At 61.0% G+C, this 26,787-nt stretch carries 26 protein-coding genes; 8 read left to right on the top strand and 18 right to left on the bottom strand.

What is annotated here, in order from left to right; genetic code table 11:
* The first annotated feature begins 267 nt into the window (after window positions 1-267).
* The 3 genes from WNZ15_RS21860 (at window position 268) to mazG (ending at window position 3,181) form a co-directional block, all read left to right on the top strand.
* A complete protein-coding gene (locus tag WNZ15_RS21860) occupies window positions 268-1,137 on the top strand; it encodes an ABC transporter permease (protein WP_342895265.1) in 870 nt (289 codons plus the stop codon).
* Entirely contained in the window at window positions 1,134-2,279 is a 1,146-nt protein-coding gene (locus WNZ15_RS21855) for an ABC transporter permease (protein ID WP_342895147.1), read from the top strand. The genes WNZ15_RS21860 and WNZ15_RS21855 overlap by 4 nt, the downstream gene beginning before the upstream one ends.
* A gap of 80 nt (window positions 2,280-2,359) precedes the next feature.
* Window positions 2,360-3,181 carry a nucleoside triphosphate pyrophosphohydrolase gene (gene mazG / locus WNZ15_RS21850; RefSeq protein WP_342895146.1) on the top strand — a complete coding sequence of 274 codons (822 nt, stop codon included), beginning with the start codon at window positions 2,360-2,362 and terminating at the stop codon, window positions 3,179-3,181.
* Here the strand turns inward: mazG and hflX are convergent, their stop codons facing one another.
* From hflX to dusB, 9 genes are all read right to left on the bottom strand, one after another.
* Entirely contained in the window at window positions 3,182-4,468 is a 1,287-nt protein-coding gene (hflX, locus tag WNZ15_RS21845) for a GTPase HflX (protein ID WP_342895264.1), read from the bottom strand.
* A 120-nt stretch (window positions 4,469-4,588) separates the two neighbouring features.
* On the bottom strand, window positions 4,589-4,843 hold the full coding sequence (gene hfq, locus WNZ15_RS21840) for an RNA chaperone Hfq (protein WP_006934516.1): 255 nt from the start codon (window positions 4,841-4,843) through the stop codon (window positions 4,589-4,591).
* A gap of 188 nt (window positions 4,844-5,031) precedes the next feature.
* Entirely contained in the window at window positions 5,032-5,895 is an 864-nt protein-coding gene (locus tag WNZ15_RS21835; RefSeq protein ID WP_342895145.1) for a D-amino-acid transaminase, read from the bottom strand.
* A gap of 104 nt (window positions 5,896-5,999) precedes the next feature.
* Window positions 6,000-7,376 (bottom strand): Trk system potassium transporter TrkA, encoded by a 1,377-nt coding sequence (trkA, locus tag WNZ15_RS21830; RefSeq protein ID WP_342895144.1) that lies wholly within the window; start codon window positions 7,374-7,376, stop codon window positions 6,000-6,002.
* Between the two features lie 51 nt (window positions 7,377-7,427).
* On the bottom strand, window positions 7,428-8,795 hold the full coding sequence (locus tag WNZ15_RS21825; RefSeq protein WP_342895143.1) for a sigma-54 dependent transcriptional regulator: 1,368 nt from the start codon (window positions 8,793-8,795) through the stop codon (window positions 7,428-7,430).
* Entirely contained in the window at window positions 8,785-11,049 is a 2,265-nt protein-coding gene (locus WNZ15_RS21820; RefSeq protein ID WP_342895142.1) for a PAS domain-containing sensor histidine kinase, read from the bottom strand. Before WNZ15_RS21820 ends, WNZ15_RS21825 begins: the two co-directional genes overlap by 11 nt.
* Before the next feature lie 298 nt (window positions 11,050-11,347).
* The gene (gene ntrC / locus WNZ15_RS21815) at window positions 11,348-12,787 is read right to left on the bottom strand and encodes a nitrogen regulation protein NR(I) (RefSeq protein WP_342895141.1); all 1,440 of its coding nucleotides are present in this window, start codon (window positions 12,785-12,787) and stop codon (window positions 11,348-11,350) included.
* Between the two features lie 2 nt (window positions 12,788-12,789).
* On the bottom strand, window positions 12,790-13,941 hold the full coding sequence (locus WNZ15_RS21810) for a nitrogen regulation protein NR(II) (protein WP_342895140.1): 1,152 nt from the start codon (window positions 13,939-13,941) through the stop codon (window positions 12,790-12,792).
* Entirely contained in the window at window positions 13,938-14,942 is a 1,005-nt protein-coding gene (gene dusB, locus WNZ15_RS21805) for a tRNA dihydrouridine synthase DusB (protein ID WP_342895139.1), read from the bottom strand. Before dusB ends, WNZ15_RS21810 begins: the two co-directional genes overlap by 4 nt.
* 175 nt (window positions 14,943-15,117) lie before the next feature.
* On the opposite strand from dusB, the gene WNZ15_RS21800 reads away from it, so the two are divergent.
* The 5 genes from WNZ15_RS21800 to WNZ15_RS21780 all read left to right on the top strand — a co-directional run bounded on the left by WNZ15_RS21800 (window position 15,118) and on the right by WNZ15_RS21780 (window position 18,683).
* A complete protein-coding gene (locus WNZ15_RS21800) occupies window positions 15,118-16,371 on the top strand; it encodes a bifunctional 2-C-methyl-D-erythritol 4-phosphate cytidylyltransferase/2-C-methyl-D-erythritol 2,4-cyclodiphosphate synthase (protein ID WP_342895138.1) in 1,254 nt (417 codons plus the stop codon).
* Between the two features lie 5 nt (window positions 16,372-16,376).
* Window positions 16,377-16,901 (top strand): CinA family protein, encoded by a 525-nt coding sequence (locus WNZ15_RS21795; RefSeq protein WP_342895137.1) that lies wholly within the window; start codon window positions 16,377-16,379, stop codon window positions 16,899-16,901.
* An 89-nt stretch (window positions 16,902-16,990) separates the two neighbouring features.
* Complete coding sequence (locus WNZ15_RS21790; protein ID WP_342895136.1) at window positions 16,991-17,458, top strand: hypothetical protein; 468 nt, start codon at window positions 16,991-16,993, stop codon at window positions 17,456-17,458.
* A gap of 211 nt (window positions 17,459-17,669) precedes the next feature.
* Complete coding sequence (locus WNZ15_RS21785) at window positions 17,670-18,146, top strand: hypothetical protein (protein ID WP_342895135.1); 477 nt, start codon at window positions 17,670-17,672, stop codon at window positions 18,144-18,146.
* Between the two features lie 102 nt (window positions 18,147-18,248).
* Window positions 18,249-18,683 (top strand): hypothetical protein, encoded by a 435-nt coding sequence (locus tag WNZ15_RS21780; protein ID WP_342895134.1) that lies wholly within the window; start codon window positions 18,249-18,251, stop codon window positions 18,681-18,683.
* Between the two features lie 18 nt (window positions 18,684-18,701).
* Here WNZ15_RS21780 and WNZ15_RS21775 read toward each other — a convergent pair whose 3' ends face one another.
* The 9 genes from WNZ15_RS21775 to pdhA all read right to left on the bottom strand — a co-directional run bounded on the left by WNZ15_RS21775 (window position 18,702) and on the right by pdhA (window position 26,646).
* The gene (locus WNZ15_RS21775; RefSeq protein ID WP_342895133.1) at window positions 18,702-19,154 is read right to left on the bottom strand and encodes a type II toxin-antitoxin system RatA family toxin; all 453 of its coding nucleotides are present in this window, start codon (window positions 19,152-19,154) and stop codon (window positions 18,702-18,704) included.
* Window positions 19,155-19,185: 31 nt separating this feature from the next.
* On the bottom strand, window positions 19,186-20,160 hold the full coding sequence (lipA, locus tag WNZ15_RS21770; protein ID WP_342895132.1) for a lipoyl synthase: 975 nt from the start codon (window positions 20,158-20,160) through the stop codon (window positions 19,186-19,188).
* 56 nt (window positions 20,161-20,216) lie between these two features.
* Window positions 20,217-20,636 (bottom strand): thioesterase family protein, encoded by a 420-nt coding sequence (locus tag WNZ15_RS21765; protein ID WP_342895131.1) that lies wholly within the window; start codon window positions 20,634-20,636, stop codon window positions 20,217-20,219.
* Between the two features lie 16 nt (window positions 20,637-20,652).
* Window positions 20,653-20,892 carry a GlsB/YeaQ/YmgE family stress response membrane protein gene (locus WNZ15_RS21760; RefSeq protein WP_342895130.1) on the bottom strand — a complete coding sequence of 80 codons (240 nt, stop codon included), beginning with the start codon at window positions 20,890-20,892 and terminating at the stop codon, window positions 20,653-20,655.
* A 25-nt stretch (window positions 20,893-20,917) separates the two neighbouring features.
* On the bottom strand, window positions 20,918-21,166 hold the full coding sequence (locus WNZ15_RS21755; protein ID WP_342895129.1) for a GlsB/YeaQ/YmgE family stress response membrane protein: 249 nt from the start codon (window positions 21,164-21,166) through the stop codon (window positions 20,918-20,920).
* A gap of 155 nt (window positions 21,167-21,321) precedes the next feature.
* Window positions 21,322-22,770, bottom strand: coding sequence for a dihydrolipoyl dehydrogenase (lpdA, locus tag WNZ15_RS21750; RefSeq protein WP_342895128.1), 1,449 nt, complete (start codon window positions 22,768-22,770; stop codon window positions 21,322-21,324).
* A gap of 72 nt (window positions 22,771-22,842) precedes the next feature.
* Entirely contained in the window at window positions 22,843-24,189 is a 1,347-nt protein-coding gene (locus WNZ15_RS21745; protein WP_342895127.1) for a pyruvate dehydrogenase complex dihydrolipoamide acetyltransferase, read from the bottom strand.
* Window positions 24,190-24,205: 16 nt separating this feature from the next.
* Window positions 24,206-25,582, bottom strand: coding sequence for a pyruvate dehydrogenase complex E1 component subunit beta (locus tag WNZ15_RS21740; protein WP_342895126.1), 1,377 nt, complete (start codon window positions 25,580-25,582; stop codon window positions 24,206-24,208).
* Window positions 25,583-25,596: 14 nt separating this feature from the next.
* Window positions 25,597-26,646 carry a pyruvate dehydrogenase (acetyl-transferring) E1 component subunit alpha gene (gene pdhA, locus WNZ15_RS21735; protein WP_342895125.1) on the bottom strand — a complete coding sequence of 350 codons (1,050 nt, stop codon included), beginning with the start codon at window positions 26,644-26,646 and terminating at the stop codon, window positions 25,597-25,599.
* Window positions 26,647-26,787: the final 141 nt, after the last annotated feature.

Genomic DNA, 26,787 nt, shown 5'->3' with positions numbered 1-26,787 from the left:
GCAGCCGGCGCTCATCCTCCCCCCTTGCAGGGGAGATGTCTCCGGCAGGAGACAGAGGGGGGTGTCACCCTCCCGGAACAATCCTGCCTTCCTTGAATGCGCGGCACCGCTTCGCCCCCCTCTGTCCGTTTCACGGACATCTCCGCCGCAAGGGGGGAAAGGGGAGCAAGCGGAATTGCCATCACCCGTCCAGCTTCTCGTGAGCAGCGACGCATGACTGACATGCCCCTCTCTCCGTCCCGCAGCCTCAACCCGTTTTCCGGCCTCATGTCCGGCACGGCCGGCCCCGTCACTGTTGTGGTCCTGGCCATCATCGCCATCTGGTACATCGCCGCGGTCGCGCTCAACACACCGTTCCAGCGCGATATCTACGAACGGGCTGACCAGACAAATGTTCCCGTCAGTCAGCTTGTTACAGATACATTGTTCCAGGAACGGCCCGTCATGCCGGCGCCGCATCAGGTGATCGTCGAGATCTGGAACACCACGGTCGAGAAAAAGATCACTTCGAAGCGCTCGCTGATCTATCACACAGGCATCACCCTCTCCTCCACGCTGCTGGGATTCCTGCTCGGAACCGCGCTGGGCATCCTGCTCGCGATCGGCATCGTGCATTCGCGTGTGCTCGACAAGTCACTGATGCCGTGGATCATTTCATCCCAGACCATCCCGATCCTGGCAATCGCGCCGATGATCATCGTGGTCCTGAATGCCGTCGGCATCTCCGGCCTCCTGCCCAAGGCGATGATCTCCACCTACCTGTCCTTCTTCCCGGTGGCCGTCGGCATGGTGAAGGGCCTGCGCTCGCCGGAGGTCATCCATATGGACCTGATGCACACCTATTCGGCCACCCGGTTCCAGGCGTTCTGGAAACTGCGCCTGCCCTACGCAGTGCCCTTCCTGTTCACATCCATGAAGATCGGCATGGCCGCCTCGCTGGTCGGCGCGATCGTCGGCGAACTGCCGACCGGGGCCGTCGCCGGCCTCGGCGCGCGCCTGCTGGCCGGATCCTATTATGGCCAGACCGTTCAGATCTGGTCCGCACTGCTGATGGCCGCGTTCCTGGCCGGATCGCTGGTCGCCCTGATAGGAGTGGTTGAAAAACACACGCTAAAGCGCATGGGGATGGCCGGATGAGCACGACGACAGCGTCAAAACAACGGTTTGACATGCCGGCTGCCCTGGCCTGGTTCATCGTCGCCATGGTGATCGTCGGCCTGTTCAGCCCGGTCTTCGGCCCCGAGATGGGGATCATGGATGTGCCGCGTCTTGCCATCTGTCTGGTGATTCTCGCGATCGCCGGCGTGCGTTACGAACTCGGTTTCATGCGCAACTGGATGGGAGACCTCGTTTTCGGCCTGGTGACGGCGACCGCCGCCTGGCTGCTGGTCTCGACGGTGTCCAATCATCCCGGAGAGGCGACGCTCGGATTCTGGGCACTGACGGCCGCGGCCTGGGCGGCCGCATGGCTGTTTGTCGAGCGCCTCTCGCTGTGGAAGGCCGCCTCTCCTGCCGCGGCACGCCTCATCAACCTGGCCATCCCGGCCATTTTCGGCGTCACCTTGCTGATGCTCTGGCAGATCGGTGTCACCGGAGCCGGCGTGCCCAAGGTCCTGTTGCCGGCGCCATCGGAAATCTGGCTGCGCCTGACCACCTCCGTACCGACGCTCTGGGCCGATTTTCAGCAGACATTCCTGAAGGCGGTGCTCGCCGGCTATGCCATCGGCTGCGGCTCCGCCTTCCTGACGGCCATCCTGGTCGACCGGGTGCCGTTCCTGCGCCGCGGGCTCCTGCCCGTCGGCAATCTGGTCTCCGCCCTGCCGATCATCGGCGTCGCCCCGATCATGGTGATGTGGTTCGGCTTCGACTGGCCGTCCAAGGCGGCCGTCGTCATCATCATGACGTTCTTCCCCATGCTGGTGAACACCGTCTCCGGGCTTGCCGCCTCAGACGCCATGCAGCGCGACCTGATGCGCACCTATGCGTCCAGCTACTGGCAGACGCTGTTCAAGCTGCGCCTGCCGATGGCCATGCCGTTCATCTTCAATGCGCTGAAGATCAATTCCACACTGGCAATGATCGGGGCCATCGTCGCGGAATTCTTCGGCACGCCCATCGTCGGCATGGGCTTCCGCATTTCCACGGAAGTCGGCCGCATGAACGTCGACATGGTCTGGGCCGAGATTGCGGTGGCAGCACTGGCCGGTTCCGTATTCTACGGCCTCGTCGCACTGCTGGAACGCGCGGTTACCTTCTGGCATCCGTCGGTCAGGGGCTAGTCTCTTGAGAGATGCACCCAGTCGTGCAAGACAGGGGCACCACGAAAACGGTGCCCCTCTTTGTTTCGGAAGGCCTTTCCATGACCCCCAGTCGCGACATTTCCCGTCTTATCGAGATCATGGCAGCGCTGAGAACGCCGCTGACCGGCTGTCCCTGGGATCTGGAGCAGACATTCGCGACCATTGCGCCCTATACGCTGGAAGAGGCCTATGAGGTCGCCGATGCGATTGCTAAGAACGATCTTCTGGAATTGCGTGAGGAACTCGGCGATCTGCTCCTGCAGGTGATCTATCACGCCCGCATGGCGGAAGAGGACAATCAGTTTGATTTCGGTGACGTCGTCGAAGCCATCACCCGCAAGCTGATCCGGCGGCACCCCCATGTCTTCGGAGACGAAAACGGCGACAAGCCGGAGCTGGTCAAGGGCATCTGGGAACGCATCAAGGCCGAGGAACGGGCGGAAAAGCGGGCCGAACGGGAAGCCCTCGGTCTTGCGGAACCGGAAAAGGGCTTTCTGGACGACGTTCCGACCGCCTTCCCCGCCCTCCAGGAAGCCGACAAGCTGCAACGCCGCGCTTCCAGGGTCGGTTTCGACTGGAACGACGCCCGTCTGGTGCTGGACAAGATCCGCGAGGAAACCCACGAATTGGACGAAGAGCTGGCCAAAGGCACCCCGGACAAGGACCGCATCGCCGACGAACTCGGCGACACGCTGTTCGCGCTCGCCAATCTGGCCCGCCATCTCGACATCGATCCGGAAGAGGCCCTGCGCCGCACCAACCGGAAGTTCAGAAAGCGCTTTGCCGCCATAGAAGACCATGCCGGGAAATCGGGCACGACACTTGAGGCGATGACGCTGGACGAGATGGAAGCGGCATGGCAGGCGGCCAAGAAAGGCTGATCAAATCTCGATATTCGCTGCGAACATGTCCCGAAACGGCCCGCGCTGCTTGTCGGAGACACGCACTTCGACTGTGACGAAGTCTTCGGCGTCCGAACGCTCGAGCACTTCCGCCATCTGGTAGAGTTTGGCCAGAAGCGCACCTTCGGCAACCGGCACGCGCACTGTCAGCAGATCGTCGTGCTGAGCCATGAAGGCGTCGATGCGGCTTGAGAGCTGGTCCACCCCTGCGCCGGTCAGCGCCGAAAGAGCAATCGGCCCCTCCGGTCCAGCGTCTTGCAAAAGCTTGTCACGATAGGCCTCGTCGAGACAATCGATCTTGTTCCAGACCTCCACTACCGGTGCCCCGGTAATCGCGTCGACGCCCAGAATATCCAGTGTCTTCTTGACGTCTTCGGCCTGCGCATCCGTATCGGGGTGCGAGATATCGCGCACATGCAGGATCAGGTCGGCTTCCAGAACCTCTTCCAGGGTTGCCCGGAAAGCCGCCACCAGATGGGTTGGCAGATCCGAGATGAACCCGACCGTGTCCGACAGGATCACTTCCCGTCCGTGCGGCAGAGTGACCTTTCGCAAGGTCGGGTCGAGCGTCGCGAACAGCAGGTCCTTGGCAAAAACGTCGGATTCGGTCAGCCGGTTGAACAGGGTCGATTTTCCGGCGTTGGTATAACCGACCAGAGCCACCACCGGCTGCGGGATCTTCTTGCGTTTCTTGCGATGCAGTTCGCGGGTCCGGCGCACCTGTTCGAGCTGCTTCTGGAGAGCCATGATCCGATCCTGGATCTGCCGCCGGTCGGCCTCGATCTGGGTTTCACCGGGTCCGCCCATGAAACCGGCACCGCCACGCTGGCGCTCCAGGTGGGTCCAGGAGCGCACCAGACGGCTCTTCTGCCAGCTCAGATGGGCAAGATCGACCTGCAGACGGCCTTCCTTGGTCCGGGCCCTGTCGCCGAAGATTTCCAGAATGAGACCGGTCCGGTCGATCACCTTGGTCTTGAGGCGCCGTTCCAGGTTGCGCTGCTGAACCGGCGACAGCGGATGATCGATGACAACGAGATCCAGGTCCTCGCTGGCGACGATGCCGGCCAGTTCCGCGACCTTGCCTTCTCCGAACAGGGTTGCCGGTTTGGGATTGTTGATCTTCACGATACCGGACTGAACGATATCGAGGTTGATCGCCGCGCTGAGGCCGATGGCTTCGTCAAGCCGGGCTTCCGGGCTTCTGTTGGATCGCAGATCCGATTGGCCGCCGTCCCCGCGAAGCTGGAGCACAGGCTCCAGTATCATCGCACGAAAAGGCTGGGGCAGACGATCCACCCCAGTGTCCTTCACTCTCAGAGATTGGTGCCCCGGTTCTTCAGAGCCATTGGATTTCGAGAATTCGTCCGCGCGAGACTTCGGTTTCAATCAGCTTGCCTTTTCAGCGTTTTCCTCTGCCTGATCGAACAGTTGAACAGGTCCGTTGGGCATAATTGTGGAAATCGCGTGTTTATAAACCAGCTGCGAATGCCCGTCGCGGCGCAGCAGGACACAAAAATTGTCAAACCAGGTTACCACACCCTGCAATTTCACACCATTGATGAGGAAAATCGTCAGAGGCGTCTTTTGTTTGCGAACGTGATTGAGAAAAGTGTCTTGGAGATTCTGTGCGCGCTCAGCCATAAGTGTTTTTATCCTATTTGCCCCGGATGCGGCCGAGCATCCGGCGTTTCAGAAGCTTATCGTCAATAGCCCTTGAAATTCAAACGCCAAGATATGACGAATCGCCCGCTTCTTGTCTTGCCCACCAGACAGGGCTGTCTGCCTCAGCCCGTCATTGCCTTGTTTTTGGCCCAAATAGGCCAATCGAATCATACCACCCGCAAATCAGTAGCAGTATGGAACAGTTCACGCAATCGGGATGCGACCGAACCCGGATGACCGTTTCCGATCATTTTTCCATCCAATCGTGTGACTGGCATGACGACAGTCGTCGCCGCGGTCACAAAGGCTTCCTTTGCGTTAAAAGCCTCTTCCAGACTAAACGGCCTTTCCTCAAAGGTCAGCCCTTCCTTTTTGATAATTTCAAGCACGACGGCCCGGGTGATGCCGCGCAGGATCCTGTCCTCGGCCGGACGGGTCACGAGGACACCCTCCTTGGTGACGATCCAGGCGTTGGTCGATCCGCCTTCCGTCACGAACCCGTCCGCATCCACGTACCAGGCTTCCTTGCCGCCGTTTTCCCGGGCGTTCTGTTTGGCCAGTACATTCGGCAGCAAGGCCACGGTCTTGATGTCGACCCGCGGCCAGCGGTTTTCCGGATAACTGACGACCGCGATCCCCTCCTCGGCCTGGGCGGCGGCGGCCGCCGCGCTGGACGCGCGCGCGGTGACAACGATGGACGGGGCCACCCCTTCGGGCGGGAAAAAATGGTCACGCCTTGAAACACCGCGCGTGACCTGGATGTAGACAAGCCCGTCGCGCACCCGGTTCCGGCGCACCACCTGATGCAGGACAAAATTCACCGCGCTGCGTGCCATCGGCCAATCGATCCGAAGTTCGCTCAGGGAACGTCCCAGCCGGTCCAGGTGACGCGGCACATCGACGAGGTTGCCGTTCCAGACCTCGCAGACCTCGTAGACACCATCGGCAAACTGATAGCCACGGTCTTCCACATGCACGGCGGCATCGGCGTGGCGCACATACTGGCCGTTGACATAGGCGATCCGGCTCATGCGTTCCTCCAGAAACGGGCGGTTCCACTCGAACCGGTTGGGATTCTTGTGAGTTTTGACTACTCGGTCAAACAAATGCAAGGGCGGATAAGCAGCGCTCTGCCTCAAAAGAAGTCAAGGCTGACGCGGAACATCTGTTCGACCTGACGCACGCGATTGGCAACCGCGAAGATGACGATCCGGTCCTGGGCCTGGATCTGCAGGTCTCCGTTCGGCGTCAACACCTCGCCACCGCGAAAAACAGCGCCGACACGAATGCCGGATGGCAAGTCGATCACCCTGAGCGGCTTGCCGACCAGCGGCGACGTATCCAGAGCCTCCGCTTCCACGATCTCGGCAGCACCGTTCTGCAAGGAATGAACGCCCCTGATCCGGCCGCGGCGCACATGTTGCAGGATGCGCGAGATCGTGACGGCGCGCGGGTTGATGAAGGCATCGATGCCGAGCGCGTTCGCGAAAGCCGGATAGCTCGGATTGTTCAGAAGCGACAGGGAGCGTTTGCAGCCCAGCTTCTTGGCCATCACGGAGGACAGGATATTGACCTCGTCCTCGTTGGTCAGCGCCACCATCGTATCCGCGTCACCCGCGTCGGCTTCATTCAGGATGGTCTGGTCCAGCGCGCTGCCGTGCAGGATCACGGAACGTTTCAACTCGTCCGCGACGGACATCGCCCGCTCCCGGGACGCTTCGATCAGCTTGATCCTGGTTCCCGAATGGCGCTGTTCGAGCGCTTTGGCGACATACAGTCCGATGTTGCCGCCACCGGCGATCACGACCTTGGCGGCTTCCGGTTCTTCATGCCCGAAGATGCTCAGTGTTCTGCGCACCTGGTCGCGCCGGGCAACCACATAGGCAAGATCGCCGGTCAGGATGGAATCGCTGCTCTTGGGCACGAACAGCCTGTTGTTCCTGTAAAGACCGACCACAACGGCTCCCAGATCGGGAAACAGCTCGGTCAGTTGTCGAAGGGGCGTATCCACGACGGGACAGTCTTCCTCGCACATGATGCCGACCACGACCACCTGATCGTCCGCGAACCGGACCGTTTCCACCGCCCCCGGCAGGGCAAGCCGGCGCAGAACCATTTCGCCAACCTCGATTTCCGGCGAGATGATCACGTCGATCGGCATGTGATCGCGTGAGAACAGGTTGCGCCAGCGTCCCTGCAGATAGGACTGGGCCCGGATCCGAGCCACTTTGGTCGGCACATTGAAAAGCGAATGGGCAACCTGGCAGGCAACCATGTTGACTTCGTCGTAGAGCGTCACCGCCACGATCATGTCGGCTTCTTCAGCCCCGGCCTGCGCCAGCACGTCCGGATGGGCGCCGTGGCCGACAAACCCGCGCACATCCAGATGATCGCCGATCGCATTGATGAGCTGCGGCGAGGAGTCGATCACGGAGACGTCGTTCTGTTCGGCGGCCAGCCGTTCGGCGATGCCGTATCCGACCTGACCCGCCCCGCAAATAACGATTTTCATGGAAAGAGTCCTTTCCCGCTTTGCCGTTTAACCCCAGGTGATACCCGGGTCTCAGGTCATGCCGAGGGTTTTCAGCTTCCGGTGAAGTGCAGAGCGTTCCATACCGACAAATTCGGCGGTCCGCGAGATGTTACCGTCGAAACGCTTGATCTGCGCTTGCAGGTATTCGCGTTCGAAGATCTCGCGGGCTTCGCGCAACGGTACGGACATCAGGTGCTCGCCGGTACCCGACGTCGGCAAATTCGGAAGTGTTTCGCCAATCTCGGCCGGAAGCAGGTCCGCGGTGATCGTGCTGTCCGGCTCTCCCCGGCTCAGGATCAGCAGGCGTTCCACATTGTTGCGCAACTGGCGCACGTTCCCGGGCCAGTCATGGGTCTGCAGAACGGCCATGGCATCATCGCCGATCGGGCGAAGCGGTATTCCGGAAGCTGCGGAAATCTGGTCCATGAAATGGTGGACCAGGACGGGGATGTCCTCCCGGCGTTCGGCGAGCCCGGGCACACGCAACGGCACCACGCTCAATCGGTGGTACAGGTCCTGCCGGAACAGCCCGGTGGCGATATGCTCCTCCAGGTTCTTGGAGGTCGACGACAGGATCCGGATGTCGACCTGGACCTTCTGCGTGCCGCCGACACGCGAAAAACTCTGCTCGACCAGAACCCGCAGGATCTTGCCCTGCGTTTCCGCAGGCATGTCGGCGACCTCGTCCAGATAGAGGGTGCCGCCGTGCGCCTCTTCCAGGGCGCCGATCTTTCGAAGGTTGCCGTTCTCATCCTCGATGCCGAACAGCTCTTCTTCCATGCGCGCCGGCGTGATGGTCGCCGCGTTCAACACCACGAACGGGCTTTTCACCCGCGGAGACTGCTCGTGTATCATGCGCGCGGCCTGTTCCTTGCCGGCGCCCGAGGGGCCGACGATCAGGATCCGGCTGTTGGTGCCGGAAATCTTCTGGATCGTCTGGCGCAGATTGTGCGCGGCCGAGGAATTGCCGATGATCTCGTTGCTGTCGCCGCTGCGCTGCTTGAGGTCACGGATCTCGCGCCGCAGGCTCGAGGCCTCGAGTGCCCGTTCGACAATGTGAACCAGCCGGTCGGCCTTGAACGGCTTTTCGATATAATCATAGGCGCCGCGCTTGATTGCGGAGACCGCCGTTTCGATGTTGCCGTGCCCGGAGATGATCACCACGGGCAGGTCCGGGTCCGTTTCCTTGAAAAGATCCAGCAGTGCGAGTCCGTCGAGGCGGCTGCCCATCAGCCAGATATCGAGAACAACGAGCGACGGTTTGCGTTCCTTCACCGAAGCAAGGGCACTGTCGCTGTCATGGGCCGTGCGGGTCCCGTAACCGTCATCGTCCAGGATGCCTGCAATCGTTTCGCGGATGTCGGTTTCGTCGTCTATGACTAGAATATCATGCGCCATGGGCAGCCACTGTCTGGTTTTGCTGTTCGGTATCCGGTTCGATGTCGGCCGTCGCGGCCAGAGACAGGCGAACCAGCGTTCCCGTATCGCCGGGGTTTGATTTCGGGGCGTCGAGCAGTTCGATACCGCCCCCGTGGTCTTCAAGTATCTTGCGGACGATGGCCAGTCCGAGGCCCGTCCCTTTTTCCCGGGTGGTCATGTAGGGCTCCAGCAAGCGGGCCCTGTTTTCCTCAGGCAGACCGATGCCATTGTCAATAACATCGATGATGATACGACCGCTGCCGGCAGGGTCCTCGCCGCGCAAGTGAACCGTGACCTTGCCGTCAGGAAGCCCTTCGCCCGTCCGGGCGCTGACGGCTTCCGTAGCGTTCTTGACCACATTCGTAAGAACCTGACCAAGCAGGCGCGCATCGAACACGGCCGGAACCGGCTCCGTGGGAACATCGGCGGTGACGCTCATATCCGGATTGGCGACCGATTGCATGAAGGCGGCGTCACGAACCGCCTCGCGCAGATCGCCGGACCTCTTTTTCGGCTTTGGCATCCGCGCAAATGAGGAGAAGTCGTCGACCATCTGGCCGATGTCGCCGACCTGCCGGACAATGGTGTCGATGCACTGGTCGAAGACCTCGCGATCTTCCTCGATCCGCTTGCCGTACCGCCGCCGGATCCGTTCCGCCGACAACTGGATCGGCGTGAGCGGGTTCTTGATTTCATGGGCGATACGACGGGCGACATCGGCCCAGGCGGAATTGCGCTGGGCGGAGACCAGATCGGTGATGTCGTCGAGCGTGACCACAAAGCCCTGTTCCCGCCGCGTCGACTGCTCCCGGGTGATGCGGACATTGACCGTTCTCAGGCGCCCTCCCCTGGTGATCTCGATCTGGGTTTCCGGCAGCCGCTCATTGTCGTTGGACAGAACCTCGGTGATGCACTCCTTCAATTCGGGAACCACCTCGACCAGACGCTTGTTGAGAATCTGCACTTCATCGAGTTGAAGGAGTTCAAGCGCAGAGCGGTTGATCAACATGATGGAGGATTCGTCATCGACGCTGATCACGCCGGTAGAGACCCCGGACAACACCGCCTCGTTGAAACGCCTGCGCCGGTCGATCTGTTCGTTCGCCGCCAGCAGCGCGTCCCGCTGCCCGAGCAACTGGCCCGTCATCTTGTTGAAGGTCGCCCCCAGGTTGGCCAGATCGCCACCGGATTTTTCAGTCCGGACCTTGACGGCGAGATTGCCCTTCGAGACGTCATCGGCGGCGGAAATCAGCGCCCTGATCGGCGACACCAGTCTGTTGGCGAACCCGAACCCGATCCAGATGGCGGAAAGCAGCAGCACCAGCGCCACGCCGAGATAGACAAGCGCGAACGCCACCTGCACGCCGAACCGGCTGCTTTCCATCTGCTGATACTGCGATGCCCCGGTTTCGGTCAGGCGCAGATACTCGACCACACGCGGGTCGATGGCCCGGACCGCATAGAGATAAAAGTCTTCGTAGGCCGACAGCTTCCTGACGCCACCGACCAGATTGGAACTCCCCGGTGCGATCAGGATGGGATCGCCGGACTTCGCCTTGAAGAAACTGTCTGCGGGCGGCAACGGCACTTCGATGTTGGGGTCGAGGACGACACGGGTCACCACCTCACCGTTTTCATTGAGAATATAGGCCGCAAGGATCCCGCGCAGCGACACCTGGGTGGAGAAGAACTGGTCGAAACGGGTGGGTTCGAAATCATAGACCGCCTTGGCCCGGTCGATGTCGTTGGTCATGGCGATCAGGTCGCCGCGCAGGACCCTGGCATGTTCCTGCAGATAGGCCTGCGCCACGGTCAAGGCGTTGTCGATGATCTGCCGGGTCCTGTCCTCGAACCAGCGATCGAGGCCCCGGTCCAGCGTGACCGCGGCAAGTATCGCCATCAGGACAGCGGGAACAGCCGAGACAAGGCTGAACAGCGCCACGACCCGCACATGAAGGCGCGCCGCCGCGCGGCCCCGCCGCCGGGCCTGCCAGAGCTTGAGGATCTCGAAGGCAATGACACCAAGCAGGATGGCGGCAAGCGCGCCGTTGATGGTCATGGCCGTCATGATGACGTCACGGGTCGGATCGATGGAGGTCAGTCCCATCAGGATGACGAATGTCACCGCGATCGAGATGAGAGACACCATCATGATGGCAAGACCGGCACGGCGCAGGAACTTGCCTGCGGCGCTGGACTGCGCGACGGATCGCTGTTGTGCTTCGATTATCATTCGGCCTCAGATGCCCGCCGGCGGCGCGAAAATACGCCAGCCTGCAAATCTTGCGGCAAAGTTATCACACAATGTTGCGAAATTGCGACACCCCGGAAAGCCTCTCCGGAAAAATGCGGTGGAAGACCGGACTATCTCAGCTAGTACCTTGATATATTTTGATTAATTTATTTTTGGATTGCACGGGCAGCGGGACTGCACGATCCTCTCGCAAGCCATTCGGATTGCGGTCGGCACGAAACCGGCCGCGATGGTCGGACCACCCGGGATCCGGACCACTGCGAGCCGGTCGAACCGGTTACCGCGTCGAACGCATCACCTGGATGTCGAGATCCCGGATTTTCTTGCGCAAGGTGTTGCGGTTGACGCCCAGTAGTTCGGCCGCCTTGATCTGGTTTCCACGGGTGGCCGCCAGCGCGGCGCTGATCAGGGGATACTCGACTTCCCTGAGAATCCGGTGATAGAGCCCCGGTGGTGGCAGGGCATCGCCGAAGGTGTCGAAATAGCCGGACAGGTACCGTTCGACCGAACCGCCCAGGTTGACGGTCTCCGGAGCGTCCTCTTCCAGGGGCGACACGGCCGGCTGGCTGAGTTCCTGTTCCAGCAGACTTTCGCTGATCACATCCTGCGGATAGAGCGCGGCAAGCCGTCGAACGAGGTTTTCCAGTTCGCGTACGTTTCCCGGCCAGCGGTATCTGCGCAACAGATTGAGCGCCCCCTGATCGATCTGTTTTGCCGACAACCCTTCCTTTTCGACAATCGAGAAGAAGTGCCGCACCAGATCGGGAATGTCCTCGACCCGTTCGCGCAGCGGCGGCAACCGGATCGGCACGACATTGAGCCGGAAATAGAGATCTTCGCGAAACAGGCCCTGGTTGATCAGATGACGCAGATCCTTGTTGGTCGCGGCGATGATCCGCACATCCGTCTTGATCGGCGTGCGGCCGCCCACGGTGGTGTATTCACCCTGCTGCAGGACGCGCAGGAGACGCGTCTGGGCTTCCATCGGCATATCGCCGATTTCATCCAGAAACAGCGTTCCGCCGTCAGCCTGTTCGAAGCGGCCCGAACTGCGGTTTTGCGCCCCTGTAAAGGCGCCCTTCTCATGGCCGAACAACTCCGCCTCGATCAGGTCGCGCGGAATCGCGGCCATGTTGATGGCCACGAAAGGCCCGTTTCGGCGCTTGCCGTAATCGTGCAGCGCCCGCGCCACCAGTTCCTTGCCGGTCCCCGACTCCCCGTTGATCATCACGGTCAGATCGGTCTGCATCAGTCGGGCCAGGACCCGGTAGATTTCCTGCATGGCGGGTGAGCGCCCGACCAGCGGCATCCCCTCGCCCGCATCATCCAGTTCGACGACGGGTCTTTTCTTGGGTTCCTCCAGCGCGCGCTGGACGATGCTGGTGAGTTCCTTCAGATCGAAGGGTTTGGGCAGATACTCGTAGGCGCCCTTTTCCGAGGCCTTGATGGCGGTCATGAACGTATTCTGCGCGCTCATCACCAGCACCGGCAGTTCCGGACGCATCTTCTTCATGCGCGGCAGAACGTCGAAGATATTCTCGTCGGGCATGACCACGTCGGTAATGACCAGATCGCCGTCACCGGAGGATACCCATCGCCACAACGTCGAGGCATTCGATGTCAGCCGGACCGTGTAGCCGGCCCTGGACAGGGCCTGGTTGAGAACTGTGCGGATGGCTGCATCATCGTCTGCAACCAGAATTGTGCCACTCGGCATGGTCAATCAGTTCCTTTGCTTATCCGGCTGGGCATCGCCGCAACATCGCCCGAGAACGCGGGCATCAGAATCCGGAAAACGGTTTTGTGGCGCAGGCTGTCGCATTCGATCACGCCGCCATGATCGCCGATGATCTTGGAAACAAGCGCAAGTCCAAGGCCGGAGCCGTTGGTCTTGGTGGTTATGAAAGGTTCGAAGAGATGCGGCAGCAGGTCGTCGGGCACTCCCGGACCATTGTCCTGCACGCAGAATTCCAGAGGCAGACTGACCTTCTCGTCGGTCCCGGGCACGGACAGGCGCACGCCGGGCCTGAAGGCCGTCGAAATCCTGATTTCGCCGTCCGGATCGTCGCCGATCGCCTCGCTGGCATTCTTGATCAGGTTCAGGAACACCTGGATCAGTTGATCCTTGTTGGCAAAGACCGGCGGCAAGGACGGGTCATAGACCTCGGTAATTCTCTTGTCCCGCGCAAATCCGGAATCCGCGAGCCGTTTCACATGATCCAGAACGACGTGAATGTTCACCGGCTCGCGTTCGATCGGACGCTCGTCGGAAAACACCTCCATACGGTCGACCAGTTTCACGATACGGTCCGTCTCGTCCATGATCAGTCTGGTCAGCGCGCGATCCTCGGCGGGAACAGACTGTTCGATCAACTGAGCCGCACCGCGAATGCCCGACAGGGGATTCTTGATTTCATGAGCCAGCATCGCGGCAAGACCGGTGACCGTTCTGGCGGCGCCGCGCGAGGTCAATTGCCGGTCGATCTTCTCGGCCATGGTCCGCTCCTGGAACATCAGCACCACCGCCCCGGGACGGTCGGCAACCGGCGCGGCGTTGATATCGACCACCTTCGGCGCGCCGATCCTTGGAGAGCCGATATCGACCTTGTACTCGTTGACGGGAGCGGCGCGCTCGCGCACCTGCTCGATCAGCGTCAGCAGCGGACTGCCGAAAGGCACGAAATCGCTGATCGGATGCCGCCTCAGGACCGATACGCTCGATCTCATGAAGATCTCGGCGGCCATGTTCGCCGACTCGATGACACCGTCGGGAGCGACCAGAAGCACCGGGTGCGGAAGCGCATCCAGGATGATCGGTCCGTCAGTGGCAAGTGTGGCTGTCCGGCCGGTGGGAGACACTGTGTCCTTCACGCTGCTGTCCGTTCATTCGTGGTTGAGAACAATTCACTTGTCAGCCGGATGACTTCAGACGGCCTGCTGGATGTCATCAGGGTCTTGCGGACACCATCGGGCAACTTGCCGCCGTGGAGGCCGGCGGCATCGAAGTACCACCCGAGATGCTTTCTCGCGATCCGCACGCCGGCGTGTTCGCCGTAGTGCCCGAGAAGCGCTTCATAATGTTCAATGACAAGTTCGCACAATTCCTGCCCGCCAGGTGGCGGCAGCCGTTCGCCGGTCTCCAGGAAATGGCCGACATGACCGGGCAGCCACGGCCGCCCGTAGGCACCCCGACCGATCATGACCCCGTCCGCGCCTGACAGCGCCAGCATGTTGCGCGCGTCGTCGTATCCCCTGCAGTCGCCATTCGCGATCAGGGGGATGGCAACGGCCTCCCTGACGGCGGCAATGGCGGACCAGTCCGCAGAGCCCTTGTAGAACTGACAGCGCGTGCGTCCATGCACCGTGATCAACTGGATCCCGGACGCTTCCGCCCGCCGTGCCAGCTCAGGCGCGTTGATCGAGTGTTCGTCCCAACCCAGCCGCATTTTCAAGGTGACGGGAATATCGACGGCGGAGACCGTGGCCTCGATCAGGGTGAGCGCATGATCCAGATCGCGCATGAGAGCGGAGCCGGAATACCCCGAGGTGACTTTCTTGGCCGGGCAGCCCATGTTGATGTCGATAACGTCGGCACCGAGATCGGCGATGACCCTGGCCGCCTGCCCCATCCAGCGCGCTTCGCGGCCGGCGAGCTGAACCACGTGCAGGCCCCTGCCTTGCGATTCGGCCCGCATCTGCGTTTCGGCGTCTCCGCGCATGAAGGAATCGCTTGCGACCATCTCGCTGACCACCATGCCGGCACCGAAACGGGCGGCAAGCCTGCGGAACGGCAGGTCGGAGACCCCGGACATCGGGGCAAGAACGGACCGGTTGGATAATTCATGCCGGCCAATCGTCAGCGCTTTTGTCATCAGTGACACAGACTTTCTTTTCTGCTTACAGACTGTGCATATTGCAATATGCCTATATTGTAGACAATTCCTGCAATGCAACAAGTCAAAAATTGCGGTGCTCACGGGTCATAGTTAAAGACGGATTGAGAACCACCCGCGCCTGGTCCGCAGGACCCTCGCAAGGAGACCGCAAATGGCAAAAACAGCGGCCGCTCTGGTTGTCGCCGCGGGGCGCGGCACGCGCCTGGCGGGCAGCGAGAATGCCCTTCCGAAACAGTATCGGCCTCTCGCCGGCCGTCCCGTGCTGACCCATACACTGATCGCCCTGGGGAATCACCCGCGCATTTCCTGTCTTTTGCCCGTGATTCACAAGGACGACACTGTCCACTACGAGACAGCGGCTGCGGCACTGCCGGAAACCTGCGCGAAGAAGCTCGCTCGGCCCGTTCATGGCGGATCCACGCGACAGCAATCGGTTCTCGCCGGGCTGACCGCTCTGGCGGACACGGATTGCGACTATGTCCTGATACACGACGCGGCGCGCCCATTTGTCTCGCCGGACGTCCTGGACCGGCTGTTTTCAGCACTTGATTCCGGAGCGGACGGCGTGCTTGCCGCGCTCGCCGTTGCCGACACGCTCAAGCGGGCGGATGCCGGAGGGCGATCGATTGAAACGGTTGACCGGGCCGGGCTTTGGGCGGCGCAAACGCCGCAGGCCTTTCCGCTGGAGCGGATCCTTGCCGCCCACCGCAGCGCGGCCGGAGCGAACCACCACGACTTCACCGACGATACCGGGCTTGCGGAGTGGGCCGGAATGTCCATTGTATTGAGCGAAGGCGATCCGTCGAACTTCAAGATCACCACCGCGGCCGACCTGAAACGCGCGGAACATCAGGCGACATATCAATTCATGCCCGCAACCAGATCTCATTTGCGGCCACTGGCCGAACTCGCAGATATCCGCACCGGGATAGGCTATGACGTTCATGCGTTCGAAGACGGCGACGCCGTGGTGCTGGGAGGGGTCACGGTCCCGCACTCGAAAAAGCTGAAAGGCCATTCCGACGCGGATGTCGTGCTTCATGCGATCACCGATGCCACGCTCGGCGCGATCGGCGATGGCGATATCGGTCAGCATTTTCCACCGAGCGATCCGCAATGGCAGGGTGCGTCCTCCGACAGGTTCCAGACAGATGCCCTGCGCCGGGTGTCGGACCTTGGCGGCCGGCTTGCCCATATCGACGTGACGATTGTCTGCGAAGAGCCGAAAATCGGTCCGCACCGGCAGGCCATCCGGGAATCGATCGCCGCACTCTGCGAGATGCCGGTTTCACGGGTTTCGGTGAAGGCCACCACATCCGAGAGGCTGGGCTTTACCGGACGCAAGGAGGGCATGTCGGCGCTTGCCAGCGTCACGGTCCGCCTTCCGCTCGGCAACGAGGAATAGAGCGCATGAACGACCCGTCACCGGACTGCCTGGACGACCTTGCACCGCTTGCGGCATCGGTTCTGGATGCCCTGAAAGCCGCCAACCGGATGGTCGCGACGGCGGAATCATGCACCGGCGGTCTGATCTGCGCCGCTCTCACCGAAATCGCGGGCTCGTCCGCGGTCGTGGATCGCGGTTTCGTCACCTACTCGAACGAAGCGAAGACCGACATGCTCGGCGTGCCGCGGGACCTGATCGAGACAGTCGGCGCAGTCAGCAGGGAGGTCGCCATTGCCATGGCGGAAGGGGCCTTGCGCCGGTCCGGGGCGGACCTTGCGGTCTCGGTCACCGGCATTGCCGGACCGGGAGGCGGCAGCGCCGATAAACCGGTGGGCACTGTTCACTTCGCTCTTGCCCGCAAGGACGCACCGACGGAACACCTTCACCGCATGTTCCCCGATACCGGCCGCCAGAAGATCCGCCTTGCAACCGTTCAAACTTCTCTAATATCGATTTTAAATGCAATTTCCGAAGTAAAATCACATTAACGCTTCAACAAGGTCTTGCTGGGTTTCCGGTCTGGCGCCCCCTATGGTCCGCTTGTCTCGCCTGAACGGAAACCACGCAAAGCTTAGCCATGATGAAGTATTCGATCCTTCTGCTTGTCACCTTGTGCCTGTGCGGTGTGGCCAAGGCCGACGCGACCACGACACCTGGCGACTTCCACCTGATTTCCAGAGACCGGCACGGAATTTTCGTTGGCAGCCACAAACTGTTTCAAGACGAAATGCGGGGCACGAACAAGGTGTCCTATTGCCGGCGCACCTATTTTGTCCGCAGTCATTCGGTGGCCTGGGTGCAACTGGAAATCGAGCGCGGACACACCGTTCAGATTGAGTACAATTTCAGGCGCGGCTGGCGTCCGGTCTGCAATCACCCCGAACTTCAGGTGACCCTGAGCGACCTCGGCATCAGCATCAGCGCCAAGGAAGTTCTTGCCAGCGTGGATGAAAGCGCATCCGGCCAGGGCCGGCTGTCCGCCATCGGCGCCATGTTCCAGGCCGGCAGGACCAATGCCGGCGACAGTTCGTACCACACCCGCTAGCGATCCTCGCCCCCTGGCCTGTCGGTCTGCGAGCGCCTGACCAACCGGACGGATCTCACCGGAAAGACCGGCGCTTCAGCAGCAGGCAAAACCAAGAAAATTTTAATCAAATTGCCCGGGCGTCCAAGAGAAGTCCTACAGAGACTTTTGCTAATATGATCATTGACAGGGGTCAATTTCGTTAGACGAATTGTGGGTACAGGGAACGTATATGTCAGTCCAGCGCATACTTCTTGCGGCCGGTATAATCGGTCTGGCCAGCACCGGAGCCGTTGCCGGGGGTAAACTGCCCAAGTCCGGAGATACATACATCATCTCCCGGGACGACAACGAGATGTTCCGGGGCTCTCACCGGATTTACAGACGCATGGCAGACGGACTGATCAAGGTCCAGTATTGCGGCCGATCCTACTGGGTTCGCTACGCGACCGTTGCGTGGACGGAACTTGAGGTCAAGCAGGACTATGTTGTCCGGGTCGAATACAACAGGGGCAAGGGCTGGCGCCCGATCTGCGCGCATCCGGAAACCCAGGTCACGCTTGACGGACTGGGGATCAGCGAGGATCCGCGCATCGTGGTCCAGAACGACGGCATCACCGAAAGCAGGGTGAACCGGTTCGCGGCCATCAGGGAATCCTTCCAAACCGAACCGGCGGGTAAAGCGACAAAATCCTATCACAGCAAATAGACCGGTGCTGAACCCGGCAATGGTAAGGCCCGGGTAAGCGATCGAAGCTAGAATTCATAAAGGGAACGGGCGGCGCAACAAAGTATATAGGGAAATCCTGAGATGAAACGCTCCCGGCTGATCCTTGCGGTATCGATGCTCACCAGCTTGAGTCTGGCAGGCGAAGCCATTGCCCAGGGCGATTTCTACATTCGCTCCCAGTATTCCAACGGCACATTTACAGGCTTTCATGAAATTCTGACCCGGCCAAAGGACGGCTATCACGAAGCCCGCTATTGCGATCGGATCTTCTGGGTCTCCTCCGGCACCGTGATCTGGACGGAAGAAGAAGCGGCCGCGGGTAGAAGACTGATTCTGGAAGAAAATGTCGGCTCCGGCCGCAGGATCGTTTGCGCCGACTACGCGGATTTCGCGACGCTGGAGGATCTGGGTCTGAAAAAGGCCGAAGTCGAACGCATCCGCGGCAAGAACGAACCCCGTGACATGCAGTCCGGCCGCATCCGCATCATCCGGGACGCCTTCAAGCAATTCAAATAGGATGTCTCCGGAAAACCTTCAGGTTCCGTAAACCTGATCGGCCCGCGCCTCGAACGCGGTTGAGAACTTCCGGAAGGCCTTGTCGAACATGACCCCCATGAGCGACCCCAGCGTCCTGCTTCGGAATTCGTAGGATATGAAGAAGCCGACAGTGCTGCCCCCGTCCCCTGCCTCCTCGAAGGTCCAGGTGTTCTCCAGATGCTTGAAGGGGCCGTCCAGATACTCCACCAGGATTGTCCGTTCGTCCGGCTTCAGTTCAACCCTGCTGGTGAAGGTTTCCTTGAAGAGCTTGTAGGCAACGGTCATGTCGGCGACGAGGACCGTACGTCCGTCCTCGAGTTCCTTGCGCCCGCGCACATTCAGATCCTGGCACAACGGCACGAATTGCGGATACTGCTCTACGTCGGCCACCAACCGGAACATGTCATCCGCGCAGTGATTGACCTTGTGGGTGGAGGAAAAGCTGGGCATTCAGGTTCACGGGTCCTGTCGCATCAAATCATCAGTGACCGAGCTTGGCCTTGCGCGCCGCCCGCAGATCGGCGAAATCCTCGCCCGCATGATGCGAGGAGCGCGTCAGCGGACTTGCCGACACCTTGAGGAAGCCCTTGGCGTAGGCGATCCGCTCAAACCCCTTGAAGTCCTCCGGCGTGATGAAGTCCATCACCGGATGATGCTTCTTGGACGGTTGCAGGTATTGGCCGATCGTCAGGAAATCGACGTCTGCCGCCCTGAGGTCGTCCATCAGCTGAAGCACCTCGTTGCGGACCTCGCCGAGCCCGACCATGATGCCGGACTTGGTGAACATTTCCGGATCGAGTTCCTTGGCTTTCTGGAGAATACGAATCGAGTGGAAATAGCGGGCGCCCGGCCGGACTGTCAGATATTTCGACGGCACGGTTTCCAGGTTGTGGTTGAACACATCCGGCTTCGCCTCGACGACAATTTCAAGGGCGCCGTCCTTGCGCAGGAAGTCGGGTGTCAGCACTTCGACTGTCGTGGAAGGCGACGTGTTGCGGATCGCCTGGATCACATCGGCGAAATGCCGTGCGCCGCCGTCATCCAGATCGTCCCGGTCGACCGAGGTGATGACGACATGTTCCAGCCCCATGGCGGCAACCGCGTCGGCGACGCCCTGTGCCTCCTTCGGGTCGACCGGACCCGGCATGCCCGTGCGCACGTTGCAGAAGGCACAGGCGCGGGTGCATGTATCGCCCAGGATCATGAAACTGGCATGCTTCTTCGACCAGCATTCGCCGATGTTGGGACAGCCTGCTTCCTCGCACACGGTCACCAGGTTGTTTTCACGGACCACTTCCTGGGTCTCGCGATAGACCGGTGATGTCGGCGCCTTGACGCGAATCCATTTCGGCTTTCGCTGCACCGGATTGTCGGGGCGATGCGCCTTTTCCGGATGACGCGGCCGCGCATCGGAGGTCTGCTGAGGGCGATTGAGCGTGTCGACGATCGTAACCATGGGTCCTAAGTGTCGCTATTGCCTTGATAGGTCAAGCCGTAATGCCGGCGAGACTGCTATGTGATTATTGCAGGACTGCGCAGTTTTTCCAGCTTCGCGCGCGCATTGTCCGTCAGTGGATGGGACTTTCTTGTGTCCTCGTTCATCTGAACGATCACCGTGACAGCCTTCGCAACGGGGACCAAATCCTGAAACACCGTCTGAGACAGTTTGAACGAGCTTCTGCCGATATCCAGAACCGCTGTGCCGATCTCCACCTCGCCCGGCCAGTTGACCTCGGCGAGGAAGTCCAGTTCCAGCCGTGCGATCACAAAGGCAGAGCCCGTATCGGCAAGCCCGTCGCCGACGATGACTTCGACACGTCCTGTTTCCAGGAAGGTCGCGAAGACCGCGTTGTTGACATGTCCCTGACGGTCCGTATCCGCGTAGCGCAGCTTGTCTCTGGCCTTCAGCGGGAAATCGGCGATCGAAGTCAAGAGATCGTCCCGCCCGTCACTTGAACAGTTTCTTCCACAGGAACAGGAACAGGATCGCGCCGACGACGGAGATGATCAGCCTGTCGAGAATGCCGCCGGTCACATTGAGATCGAAAAGAGACGCCAGTTCGCCGCCGACAAGGGCACCGATCAGGCCGACGACCAGGCTGCCCAGGAACCCGCCCCGGCTGTTCAGAACCCGGTGGGCGACGGCGCCGGCGATGAGGCCGATGATGACTGTGATAATCAGACCCATCGCGGGCTCCTTTTCCAGACCAGACTTAAGCGATCAGCCGCGCAAGCAGCACCACAACGATCGCCCCGATGGCCGCGACAACGACCTCGTTCACGTATTGATTGCCGAGATTGATGTTGATGCCCGCCAGCTTGAACAGGAACCCGCCGACAAATGCGCCCACGAGACCGATGATCAGATAACGGATCAGGCCGCCGCCCCCGACGACAATACTTGCCAGCCAACCGGCGATGATGCCGATCGCCACCCAGATCAGAATTGCTTTTACATCCATGACTGAAAGCTCCCTTTGCCTCTTTGCCCCGACGGACACACGTTACCCTGTTGAGAGGACGCGTCCAGCACGGAAGCACCGAAAGTCTTCCGACTGTCCCGTCCGGGTCTGCAGACGTTTGTCCCGGCAACCTGTGTTGCCGGGTGCCTTGTCAATCAGGCGTTCAGAACGCGGCCATAGGCGTCGAGCACGGATTCCTTCATCATTTCCGACAGGGTCGGATGCGGGAAGATCGTGTGCATCAGCTCTTCTTCGGTCGTTTCCAGGTTCATGGCAACCACGAACCCCTGGATCAGTTCGGTCACTTCCGCGCCGCACATATGCGCCCCCAGAAGTTCACCGGACGTCTTGTCGAAGATCACCTTGATAAGGCCATTGTCCTCACCAAGCGCGATGGCCTTGCCGTTGGCATTGAAACTGTAGCGTCCGACCCGGATGTCCCGGCCCTGTTCCTTGGCCCTGGCTTCGGTCAGACCGACGGAGGCGACCTGCGGGTTGCAATAGGTACAGCCCGGGATCTTGCGGTGATCCATTGCGTGAACACCCGGAACGCCGGCGATCTTCTCGATGCAGATCACCCCTTCGTGCTCGGCCTTGTGGGCCAGCATCGGCGGGCCGGCAACATCGCCGATGGCATAGAGGCCGGCAACGTTGGTGCGGCCGTATTCGTCGATGACGACACAGCCGCGGTCGGTTTTCACGCCGAGCGCCTCAAGGCCGATATTCTCGATATTGCCCTGGACACCGACAGCGGAGATCAGATGATCGGCCTTGATCTGGCTGACCTTGCCGTCCTTGGTCTCGACATGCGCGGTGATCGAATTCGCCGCCTTGTCGACCTTGGTCACCTTGGCTTCGGTGATGATCTTCAGACCTCGTTTTTCGAGCGCCTTGCGGGCGAATTTCGAGATTTCCTCGTCCTCGACCGGCATCACGTTGGCCATCAGCTCGACGACCGTCACGTCGACACCCATGGAAAGATAGAAGGAGGCGAACTCGATGCCGATGGCACCGGAACCCATCACGACCAGCGATTGCGGCATCTTCGCCGGCTTCATGGCTTCGAAGTAGGTCCAGATCAGCTTTCCGTCCGGCTCGATGCCCGGCAGCGCCCGCGGACGGGCGCCGGTTGCGACGATGATGTGCTTGGCGGTGTAGGTGCCCTCGCCTTTCACGCCCTTGGGAACCGGGTTCTGCGGCTCGACCACGGGCTTGGAGGACTTGCCGACAACGACCTCGCCCGGTTTCGTGAGCTTGGCCTCGCCCCAGATCACATCGATCTTGTTCTTCTTCATCAGAAAACCGACGCCGCCGTTCAATCGTGCGGAGACGCCACGCGAACGTGCGACGACATCCTTGACGTCGGCTTTCATGGTGCCTTCCAGCGTCAGGCCGAAGCTCTTTGCATGATTGGCATGGTCGAGGATTTCAGCAGAGCGCAGCAGGGCCTTGGTGGGAATGCAACCCCAGTTGAGGCAGATCCCGCCCAGATGCTCGCGTTCGACGATAGCGGTCTTGAAACCCAGCTGCGCGGCCCGAATTGCGGTCACGTATCCGCCCGGCCCCGAACCGATGATGATCACGTCGTAGTTGGTGTCAGCCATGGTGTTTTCCCCGGCACAAGAAGTCATCGTTCAAAAACGGCGCGGCGTTGCCGCCGCGCCGGAGACCATGCCTCAGACCAGCATGCTCATCGGATTTTCGATGTAGCCCTTGAAGGCCCCGAGCACTTGCGCTCCAAGCGCTCCGTCCACGCAGCGGTGGTCGGTGGACAGGGTCACGCTCATGACCGTGGCCACGGACAATTCGCCGTCCTTGACGACCGGGCGCTTCTCGCCGGCGCCGACGGCCAGGATGGTCGCATGCGGCGGGTTGACGACCGCCGAGAAGTTCTTCACGCCCATCATGCCCATGTTGGAAACAGCCGTGGTGCCGCCCTGGTACTCTTCCGGCTTGAGCTTGCGCTCTTTCGCGCGCTTGCCCAGGTCCTTCATGTCGTTGGAGATGACGGACAGAGACTTTTCCTCCGCGCGGCGGATGATCGGCGTGATCAGCCCACCGGGAATGGACACGGCAACACCGACATCGGCGTGCTTGTGGATGACCATGTTGTCGTCGGTCCAGGAGACATTCGCATCCGGAACATCCCGCAGGGCAAGTGCCAGCGCCTTGATGGTCATGTCGTTGACCGACAGCTTGTAGGCGGGAGTGCCGTCCTTGTCCTTCGGCGCAGCGCTGTTGAGCTGAGCCCGGAGCGCCAGCAATGCGTCCAGTTCGCAATCCACGGAAACATAGAAATGCGGAATGGTCTGCTTGGACTCGGTCAGGCGCTTGGCGATGGTCTTGCGCATGCCGTCATGCGGCACCAATTCGTAGGACCCTTCGTCGTAAAGCTTCAGCACCTGATCGGCGGACGGGCCAGTGGCCAGGGCCGGTGCGGCGGCCGCCTTCGGAGCCTCGGCGGCGGCCGGAGCAGCCTTGCCGGTTCCCGCTTCCAGAGCGGCCTCGATGTCGCGCTTGATGACGCGCCCGTGCGGGCCTGTCCCCTTGAGCGCCTTCAGGTCGAGACCGTTGAGCTGAGCAAGCCGGCGGGCCAGCGGCGAGGCAAAGATGCGCCCGCCATCGGCAGCCTTCGGAGCCGGAACCGGCTCGCTTGCGGCCGCGGCGCCGGTTTCGATCACCGGAGCACTGTCCGGCACGGCCGGCGCCTTGTCGCCGCCGGAAGGCGCCCCGGAAGCGTCAGAAGCGCCACCCGATGTATCGATGGCACCGGCATCTTCGCCGTCTTCCAGCAGAACGGCGATCAGTGCATTGACCTTGACGCCCTCCGTGCCGTCGGGCACGACGATCTTGCCGACCGTGCCCTCGTCCACGGCTTCGACTTCCATTGTCGCCTTGTCGGTCTCGATCTCGGCGATGACATCACCGGCAGAGACCTTGTCGCCTTCCTTGACCAGCCATTTGGCCAGGTTGCCCTCCTCCATTGTCGGAGAAAGGGCCGGCATGGTGATATTGATTGGCATGTCCGTCTCCCGCGCCTCAGGCTGTGTAGGTTACGGCTTTGACCGCATCGATGACGTCCCCGACATTCGGCAGCGCCAGCTTTTCCAGGTTCGCGGCATAGGGCATCGGAACGTCCTTGCCGGTCACGCGCAGGATCGGTGCGTCGAGATAATCGAAGCCCTTCTCCTGAACCTGGAACGCGATTTCCGAGGAAACGGAGCACATCGGATAGGCTTCTTCCACCGTCACCAGCCGTCCGGTCTTGCGGACCGAAGCCAGAACCGTATCGATGTCCAGGGGACGGATCGTGCGCAGGTTGATGACCTCTGCGGAAATGCCCATTCCGGCAAGTTCCTCGGCAGCCTTCAAGGCATAGGTCATGCCGATGCTCCACGACACCACCGTGACATCCGTGCCGCCGCGCTCGATCTTCGCCTTGCCGATGGGCAGGACAAAATCTTCCATGTCCGGAACATCGAACGATTGCCCGTAGAGGATCTCGTTTTCCAGAAAGATGATCGGATTCGGATCACGGATCGCGGCCTTCAGAAGGCCCTTCGCGTCGGCAGCCGAATAGGGCTGGATGACCTTGAGGCCGGGCACATGCGCATACCAGGCGGCATAGTCCTGGGAATGCTGTGCGCCGACGCGGGCGGCCGCGCCGTTGGGACCGCGGAACACGATCGGCGCCCCCATCTGGCCGCCGGACATGTAGAGCGTCTTGGCGGCCGAGTTGATGATCTGGTCAATCGCCTGCATGGCGAAGTTGAAGGTCATGAACTCGACGATCGGTTTCAATCCGGACATGGCCGCGCCGACACCCAGACCGGCAAAGCCGTGTTCGGTGATCGGCGTGTCGATCACGCGCTTTTCGCTGAATTCATCCAGCAACCCTTGCGTGATCTTGTAGGCACCCTGGTATTCGGCGACTTCCTCACCCATGACGAAGACGTCAGCGTCACGGCGCATTTCCTCGGCCATCGCGTCGCGCAGCGCTTCGCGGACGGTCGAGGATTTCATGGCTGTCCCGGCCGGCACTTCCGGATCCTCGGCGATCTCCGGTGCCGGAGCCTGCGGTGTCGGCGCGGAAGCAATGGCGGGCGCGCTCGGTGTTTCTGCGGGAGCCGGCGCAGGCGCGGTGGCTGCGGCGTCGATCGCGCCGGCGTCCTCACCCTCGGCAAGGAGAACGGCAATCTTCTCGTTGACCTTGACGTTGTCGGTACCCTCGGCGACGAGGATCTTGCCCAGCGTGCCTTCGTCGACCGCTTCCACTTCCATGGTGGCCTTGTCGGTCTCGATTTCGGCGATCACGTCGCCCGCAGCAACGCTGTCACCTTCGGCTTTCAGCCACTTGGCCAGCTTGCCTTCTTCCATTGTCGGCGAAAGCGCCGGCATCAAAACGTCGATCGGCATGTTAATCCCCGGCGTTAGAGCAGAATGTCGGTGTAGAGTTCGGACGCGTCCGGCTCCGGATCGGTCTGGGCGAATTCGGCGGCCTCGGCCACCCTGGCCCGGATTTCCTTGTCGATCCCCTTGAGGTCGTCTTCGGAAGCCCAGCCCTGTTCCAGCAACCGTGCACGGACCTGCTCGATCGGATCATGCTCCGAGCGCATTTTCTGGACTTCGTCCTTCGAACGGTATTTCGCCGGGTCGGACATGGAGTGACCACGATACCGGTAAGTGATCATTTCCAGAATGTAGGGACCCTTGCCCTCGCGGCACCAGGTCAGGGCTTTCTCGGCCGCGGCCATGACAGCACGCACATCCATGCCGTCGACCTGGGCGCCCGGAATGCCGAATGAGGCCCCGCGCTGGGAAAGGTCGGTGGTGGCGGACGCGCGGGCAACACTGGTGCCCATGCCGTATTTGTTGTTCTCGATCACATAGACGACCGGAAGTTTCCAGAGTTCGGCCATGTTGAAGCTCTCGTAGACCTGGCCCTGATTGGAGGCGCCATCGCCGAAGAAGGCCATCGCCACGTTGCCGTTCTCGCGATACTTGTTGGCAAAGCCGAGTCCTGTGCCGAGCGAGACCTGCGCGCCCACGATGCCGTGCCCGCCGTAGAAGTGCTTTTCCTTGGAGAACATGTGCATGGAGCCGCCCTTGCCTTTCGACAGGCCGCCGCGGCGCCCGGTCAGCTCGGCCATGACACCCTTCGGGTCGAGATCCATCGCCAGCATGTGGCCATGGTCCCGGTAGCCGGTGATCATCTGATCGCCGTCCTTCTTGGCCATCTGCATGCCGACGACGACTGCTTCCTGGCCGATATACAAGTGACAGAATCCGCCGATGAGGCCCATGCCGTACAATTGTCCGGCTTTTTCCTCAAATCGTCGAATCAGAAGCATTTCTCGGTAGGCGTGAAGTTCCCGGTCCTTGTCGAACTCTGCGATCGCTGGTTGCGCCTTCTTGGCGGAACTGCGGCTCCGGCTGGTGCTCTTTGAGCTAGCGGAAGTGGTTTTTGATGCTGCGGCCATAACCCTCTTCTCGGCGTGACGTTTCCCCTAAGACAGTTAGCAGCAACTTATCTTGTCGCTGCTGTCAATCCAATCCATCAAAATCACACAATAAAACAGCACTAAGCCAATGTAAATGCTTGCCTATTTATATTTTAACTG

It is taken from the genome of Roseibium sp. AS2 (genome assembly GCF_038900065.1).
Classification (GTDB): domain Bacteria; phylum Pseudomonadota; class Alphaproteobacteria; order Rhizobiales; family Stappiaceae; genus Roseibium.
Note: the sequence above shows the minus strand (reverse complement) of the source record. Positions and strands in the feature narration are given on the sequence as shown.

Excerpts from the sequence above, each read along its gene's own strand:
- ntrC (WP_342895141.1), bottom strand. The coding sequence starts at position 12,787 with ATGCCGAGTGGCACAATTCTGGTTGCAGACGATGATGCAGCCATCCGC.
- WNZ15_RS21785 (WP_342895135.1), top strand. The coding sequence starts at position 17,670 with ATGTCAGTCCAGCGCATACTTCTTGCGGCCGGTATAATCGGTCTGGCC.
- WNZ15_RS21820 (WP_342895142.1), bottom strand. The coding sequence starts at position 11,049 with ATGATAATCGAAGCACAACAGCGATCCGTCGCGCAGTCCAGCGCCGCA.
- WNZ15_RS21860 (WP_342895265.1), top strand. The coding sequence starts at position 268 with ATGTCCGGCACGGCCGGCCCCGTCACTGTTGTGGTCCTGGCCATCATC.
- mazG (WP_342895146.1), top strand. The coding sequence starts at position 2,360 with ATGACCCCCAGTCGCGACATTTCCCGTCTTATCGAGATCATGGCAGCG.
- WNZ15_RS21740 (WP_342895126.1), bottom strand. The coding sequence starts at position 25,582 with ATGCCGATCGACGTTTTGATGCCGGCGCTTTCGCCGACAATGGAAGAA.
- WNZ15_RS21755 (WP_342895129.1), bottom strand. The coding sequence starts at position 21,166 with ATGGATGTAAAAGCAATTCTGATCTGGGTGGCGATCGGCATCATCGCC.
- trkA (WP_342895144.1), bottom strand. The coding sequence starts at position 7,376 with ATGAAAATCGTTATTTGCGGGGCGGGTCAGGTCGGATACGGCATCGCC.
- lipA (WP_342895132.1), bottom strand. The coding sequence starts at position 20,160 with ATGGTTACGATCGTCGACACGCTCAATCGCCCTCAGCAGACCTCCGAT.
- WNZ15_RS21855 (WP_342895147.1), top strand. The coding sequence starts at position 1,134 with ATGAGCACGACGACAGCGTCAAAACAACGGTTTGACATGCCGGCTGCC.
- dusB (WP_342895139.1), bottom strand. The coding sequence starts at position 14,942 with ATGACAAAAGCGCTGACGATTGGCCGGCATGAATTATCCAACCGGTCC.
- lpdA (WP_342895128.1), bottom strand. The coding sequence starts at position 22,770 with ATGGCTGACACCAACTACGACGTGATCATCATCGGTTCGGGGCCGGGC.
- hflX (WP_342895264.1), bottom strand. The coding sequence starts at position 4,468 with ATGATACTGGAGCCTGTGCTCCAGCTTCGCGGGGACGGCGGCCAATCG.
- WNZ15_RS21795 (WP_342895137.1), top strand. The coding sequence starts at position 16,377 with ATGAACGACCCGTCACCGGACTGCCTGGACGACCTTGCACCGCTTGCG.
- pdhA (WP_342895125.1), bottom strand. The coding sequence starts at position 26,646 with ATGGCCGCAGCATCAAAAACCACTTCCGCTAGCTCAAAGAGCACCAGC.
- WNZ15_RS21760 (WP_342895130.1), bottom strand. The coding sequence starts at position 20,892 with ATGGGTCTGATTATCACAGTCATCATCGGCCTCATCGCCGGCGCCGTC.
- hfq (WP_006934516.1), bottom strand. The coding sequence starts at position 4,843 with ATGGCTGAGCGCGCACAGAATCTCCAAGACACTTTTCTCAATCACGTT.
- WNZ15_RS21780 (WP_342895134.1), top strand. The coding sequence starts at position 18,249 with ATGAAACGCTCCCGGCTGATCCTTGCGGTATCGATGCTCACCAGCTTG.
- WNZ15_RS21790 (WP_342895136.1), top strand. The coding sequence starts at position 16,991 with ATGATGAAGTATTCGATCCTTCTGCTTGTCACCTTGTGCCTGTGCGGT.
- WNZ15_RS21745 (WP_342895127.1), bottom strand. The coding sequence starts at position 24,189 with ATGCCAATCAATATCACCATGCCGGCCCTTTCTCCGACAATGGAGGAG.
- WNZ15_RS21825 (WP_342895143.1), bottom strand. The coding sequence starts at position 8,795 with ATGGCGCATGATATTCTAGTCATAGACGACGAAACCGACATCCGCGAA.
- WNZ15_RS21835 (WP_342895145.1), bottom strand. The coding sequence starts at position 5,895 with ATGAGCCGGATCGCCTATGTCAACGGCCAGTATGTGCGCCACGCCGAT.
- WNZ15_RS21775 (WP_342895133.1), bottom strand. The coding sequence starts at position 19,154 with ATGCCCAGCTTTTCCTCCACCCACAAGGTCAATCACTGCGCGGATGAC.
- WNZ15_RS21800 (WP_342895138.1), top strand. The coding sequence starts at position 15,118 with ATGGCAAAAACAGCGGCCGCTCTGGTTGTCGCCGCGGGGCGCGGCACG.